The following is a 4,783-nucleotide window of genomic DNA, read 5'->3' on the forward strand; positions in this document are numbered from 1 at the left end:
GGGGTGAGCACCACCGGAATCGGCACCACCGGCTCGTCGGGCGCCGGCACCGCCCGCTGCGACCCGTCCGGGAACCGCAGGTGGTAGCGCTGCCCGTCCCAGACCCCCACCGGCGTCTGCGGGTCCCGCCCCACGAAGAACGACCGGTACGCGCTGATCGCCTCCAGCAGCTCCCGTTCCTCCCGGGCCGTCCGGTCCCGGTCGGCCTGCTTGCGGTCCAGCCCGCGGCGCATCCCGTCGCGCAGCAGCGCCAGCCGGGTGGCCGCGAACTGGTAGCCGCGCATCGCCTTCACCCCGCCGTCACCGGCGATCCGGCGGGCCCAGGTACGGGCCGCGTGCCGCCGGCCCAGGCTGCCCAGCGCCGCCACCTCGGGCGGGGTCAGCCAGCCGGCCCGCACGTAGTCCGGCAGGGTCCGCTCGGTGAGCCGCCCCTCCCAGGCCCGCAGCCAGATCGCCAGGCCCACCATGCCGAAGAAGATCGGCACCATCACGCCGATGTAGCCGTACAGGGCGATCAGCGGCTGGCCGGTGGCCGCGGCCAGCGAGGGCAGCAGGTTCCAGGTGCCGTGCAGCATCATCGCCAGCAGCAGGCCGGCGATCGGGGCGAGCACCCGGACCCGCCGGTCGGCGGTCCGCGCGGCGATGCCCAGGCCCACCCCGGTCATCGAGGTGAACAGCGGGTGGGCGAACCCGAAGATCAGGATCCGGACGATGAAGATGGCGATCACCTGGCGGGCGCCGGTCGCCGGACCGTACTCCTCGACGCCCGTGCGGTAGCCGTACCCGCCCAGGTAGAGGATGTTCTCCACCATGGCGAAGCCGATCGCGGAGAGCCCGCAGTAGACCAGGCCGTCGGTGATCCCGGACCACTCCCGGCGCCGGAAGATCAGCAACAGGATCGGCCCGAGCGCCTTCGTCAGCTCCTCGATGAACGGGGCGACCAGCACGGCGGTGAGCGCCGTGGGCAGCCCCCAGTCCTTGAACAGCCCGGCGAACGTCTCGTTGACCAGCAGGGAGACGGCGGTGGAGACGAACGCGCCCCAGGCGAAGCAGAAGATCAGGTACTTGAGCGGCTCGGGTTCGTAGCGGTCCAGCCAGAGGAAGCAGGAGACCAGCACCGGCACCGGCAGGACCGCCGCGACCACGCCGACCAGCAGCGCCTGGGCGCCCAGGCTCTCGCCGAGGGTGAAGACCATGAAGACCGCCCCGACGGCGATCAGCAGGACGACCCCGGCGAGCGCCAGGAACCGCCGCCAGCCGAGCCGGCGCAGCGGCATCCGGGGGGTCACCGACCCCGGCGGCGGGGCGGCGGGCGCGGTCGGCGGCGGCGGCGGTCCGCCGGGCGGGGTGTCGGCCATGCGGTCAGCGTAGTCACCCGTGACCCTCTGGTCCGGCCGCATTCCGGCCGCTATGCTGCCGATAGGTCACGAGCGCCAGCGTCAAGCCCCGGCTTGCTGGCCGGCAACCCTCGTCGAGTTCGCGGTGGGGTGCCCCGGGTGATGACCGGGCCCAGCCCGAACGGCGTGCTGGGCAAGCGCGGACCCCGTCCCGGTGCCCACACCCCGGGGTCCCCTGGACCCCGGAGGTTCCGGCATGACCATCACCCTCGTACCCTCGCTGCGCCCGCTGCCCGCGCTCCCGGACCGGCCGGCGGACGCCGACCCGCTCGGCGTGCTCGGCGTACCGGGGCAGATCAACCTCGACCACGCGGCCAGCGCGCCGTGCGCGCGAGCCGCGGCCGACGCGGTGGCCGAGCTGCTCCCCTGGTACGCGAGCGTGCACCGCGGCGCCGGCGCGCTGTCGCGACGCTGCACGCTGGCCTACGAGCGGGCCCGGCAGACGGTCGGCGACTTCCTCGGCGCCCGCGCCGACGACCACGTGATCTTCACCCGGAACACCACCGACGCGGTCAACCTGCTGGCCCGGGCGCTGCCCGCCGGCACCACCGTGGTCACCTTCGCCGGGGAGCACCACGCCAACCTGCTGCCCTGGCCGCGTGGCTCGGTCCGGCTGCCGGTGCCGGAGAGCCCCGCCGCGGCGGTCCGGGCGCTGGACGCCGCCCTCGGCGAGCTGCGCCGGGTCGACGCCGGGAACGAGCCGGCCCCGCGGTCGGCAGCCCCGGTGACCAACCCGGCCCGACCCGGCCCGCCGGTGCTGGTCGCGGTGACCGGGGCGAGCAACGTGACCGGCGAGCGGTGGCCGGTGGCCGAGCTGGCCCGGGTCGCCCACCGGCACTCCGCCCGGATCCTGGTGGACGCCGCCCAGCTCGCCCCGCACGCGCCGGTCGACCTGGCCGCGCTGGACGTGGACTACCTGGCGCTCTCCGGCCACAAGCTGTACGCGCCCTTCGGCGCCGGGGTGCTCGTCGGGCGGTCGGACTGGCTGGACGCCGCCCCGCCGTACCTGGCCGGTGGCGGCGCCACCGGGCACGTCGGCGCGGCCACCCACGACGTGCGGTGGACCACCGGCCCGGCCCGGCACGAGGCCGGTACCCCCAACCTGCTCGGCGCGGTCGCCCTCGCCGCGGTCTGCGCCGCGCTGACCGAGGCCGACCGGGACGCGCTGCACGCCCGGGAGCAGCGACTGCTGGCCCGGCTGCGGGAGGGGCTCGCCGCCCTGCCGCACGTCGTGGAGCTGCGCACCTTCGCGCCCGAGGCGCCCCGGGTGGGCATCGTCTCCTTCGTGGTGGCCGGGCGGGACTCCGCCGAGGTCGCCGCCCATCTGGCCACCGCGCACCAGATCGGGGTCCGGGACGGGCTCTTCTGCGCCCACCCGCTGGCCCGGCGGCTGCTCGCCGAGGCGGCCGCGCGCAGCGGCCGGCGGGACCTGCCGCCCACCGCGCTGCGGGCCAGCATCGGCCTCGGCAGCACCGCCGAGGAGGTGGACCGGCTGGTCGCCGCCCTGGCCGCGGTCGGCTGAACGGGGTCACCCGAGCGGGGGCGCCGTCGGCGGCTTCGGGGCGCCCTCCGGCTCGGCCTGGCCGCTCGGCGGCTGTTCGGTGTCGCCGAACGCCTGTCGGACGAGCCGGTTCGCCTCCTCCTGCTCGATGCCGGAGGCGACTATCAGGTCGCTGGCGGTGGTACGCACCTGGGCGATCACCACGCTGCCGGAGAAGCCCACCCCCTGCGCGTACGCCCGGCCGGCCTCGCTCACCGCGCGCAGCGACCACTCGCGGGCCTTTTCCGGCTCCGCGCCGACGGCGAACTCGTGCCGGAGCATGCGGACCGACTCGGCGAGGTGGGCGACCGAGTCCGGCATCGGCTCCGGGATCGGCTCCTCGTCCTCGATCAGGGTGACCGAGCGGCGGATCAGGGTGCCGCTGTTGCGCATCGCCCGGTCGATCGGGTCCGCCGCCTCCGCGTAGTGGGTCAGCTCGTCGCGGCGGTGCCAGCGGGCCGGGGAGAGCGTGGCGGTCTCCTTGGCCCCCTCGATCGCCTCGCTGAACCTGGCCAGCTCGTCCTTGTTCTCCCGGAGCCGTTCCAGCGCCTGCTGGGCGCTCTGCCGGTCCCGCTTGCGCAGCGCCTCGGCGCTGACGTCCAACTGCTCGACGAGCAGGTCCAGCGCCGGCCGGGCGGCCCGGTTGATCACCCGGAGCGGGTTGAGCGGCAGCAGGATCGCGGTCACCACCAACGCGATGCCACCGCCGATGAACGCGTCGACGAAGCGCGGTATCTCCAGGTTCTGGGTGGACGGGCTGAGCGTCACGATCAGCACCGCGGTGGCGGCGGCCTGGATCACGACGGCCACGCTCGCACCGAAGAAGATGGTCAGCAGGATTGCGGTCGTCACCACCAGCCCCAACTGCCAACCACCGGCGCCGAGCAGATAGATCAGGAGGTCGCCGAGGGCCACCCCGACCGCCACCCCGATGATCAACTCCACGGTACGGCGCAGCCGCTGGCCGACCGACGCGGCCAGCGTGCCCACCGCCGAGATCGGCGCGAAGACCGGCTGCGGATTGCCCAGGAGCTGGTGGGAGATGACCCAGGCCAGCGCGGCGGCCAGCCCGGCCTGGACGGCCAGGCCCAGCGCCGACCGGACCCGGTGCAGCCGGTCGTGCAGCGTGGCCTTGCTCCGGTGGCGCAGCTGGTCCGCCGCCTCGGCGATCCGGGCCGCGTCGACGTCGACCACCCCGTCCTTCAATCCGGCACGACGCAGGAGCGGAGGTCGTCGGTCCCGGGCCACGGCCATGGCGGGGACTACCCGCGTCACCCCCGGTGAATCCTCGCCATGCGGCAGACTGCACCGGGTGGGAGAGCTGATCGCGCGGTGGCGTGCCGCCGTCCGGGGCGCCGGGGCGACCGACCCGGCCGGGGTGGACCGGGCCGGGGAGCGGCTGCTGGCCGGCTGGCGAGAGCCGCACCGGCACTACCACACCGCGGATCATCTGACCGCCGTGCTCGACGTGGTCGACGGCCACGCGGCGCTCGCCCGCCGGCCCGACCTGGTCCGGCTGGCTGCCTGGTGCCACGACGCGGTCTACGACTCGCGAGCCGGCGGCGACGCCAACGAACGGGCCAGCGCGGCCCTCGCGGGCGACCTCCTCGCCGACGCCGGGCTGCCGGCCGCGGCGGTGGCTGAGGTGCGCCGGCTGGTGCTGCTCACCGCCGGGCACGTGGTGGCCGCCGACGACCCGGACGGCGCGCTGCTCTGCGACGCCGACCTGGCGGTCCTGGCCAGCCCGCCACCCGTGTACGACCGTTACGTCGCCGCCGTCCGCCGCGAGTACGCCCACATCCCCGACCCCGACTTCCGCGCCGGAAGGGCGAGGGTCCTCGAATCC

Annotated in this window: 4 protein-coding genes and 1 riboswitch; of the genes, 2 read left to right on the plus strand and 2 right to left on the minus strand. The window is 75.5% G+C overall.

Annotated elements, in window-relative coordinates:
• On the minus strand, positions 1 to 1,400 hold a 1,400-nt coding region (locus tag DKT69_RS34685), incomplete at its 3' end, for a PrsW family intramembrane metalloprotease (protein ID WP_109805607.1).
• 22 nt (positions 1,401 to 1,422) lie between these two features.
• Positions 1,423 to 1,543, plus strand: a riboswitch (SAM riboswitch).
• Between the two features lie 50 nt (positions 1,544 to 1,593).
• On the opposite strand from DKT69_RS34685, the gene DKT69_RS34690 reads away from it, so the two are divergent.
• Complete coding sequence (locus tag DKT69_RS34690; protein ID WP_109805604.1) at positions 1,594 to 2,919, plus strand: aminotransferase class V-fold PLP-dependent enzyme; 1,326 nt, start codon at positions 1,594 to 1,596, stop codon at positions 2,917 to 2,919.
• A 6-nt stretch (positions 2,920 to 2,925) separates the two neighbouring features.
• Here the strand turns inward: DKT69_RS34690 and DKT69_RS34695 are convergent, their stop codons facing one another.
• Entirely contained in the window at positions 2,926 to 4,185 is a 1,260-nt protein-coding gene (locus tag DKT69_RS34695; RefSeq protein WP_236648556.1) for an FUSC family protein, read from the minus strand.
• Positions 4,186 to 4,249: 64 nt separating this feature from the next.
• Here DKT69_RS34695 and DKT69_RS34700 point away from each other — a divergent pair.
• The coding region (locus tag DKT69_RS34700) for an HD domain-containing protein (RefSeq protein ID WP_109805606.1) at positions 4,250 to 4,783 on the plus strand (534 nt) is incomplete at its 3' end.

The sequence above is a fragment of the Micromonospora sicca genome (genome assembly GCF_003172935.1).
Lineage (GTDB): Bacteria > Actinomycetota > Actinomycetes > Mycobacteriales > Micromonosporaceae > Micromonospora > Micromonospora sicca.

Coding starts and splice junctions, on each gene's coding strand:
- DKT69_RS34690 (WP_109805604.1), top strand. CDS start 1,594: ATGACCATCACCCTCGTACCCTCGCTGCGCCCGCTGCCCGCGCTCCCG.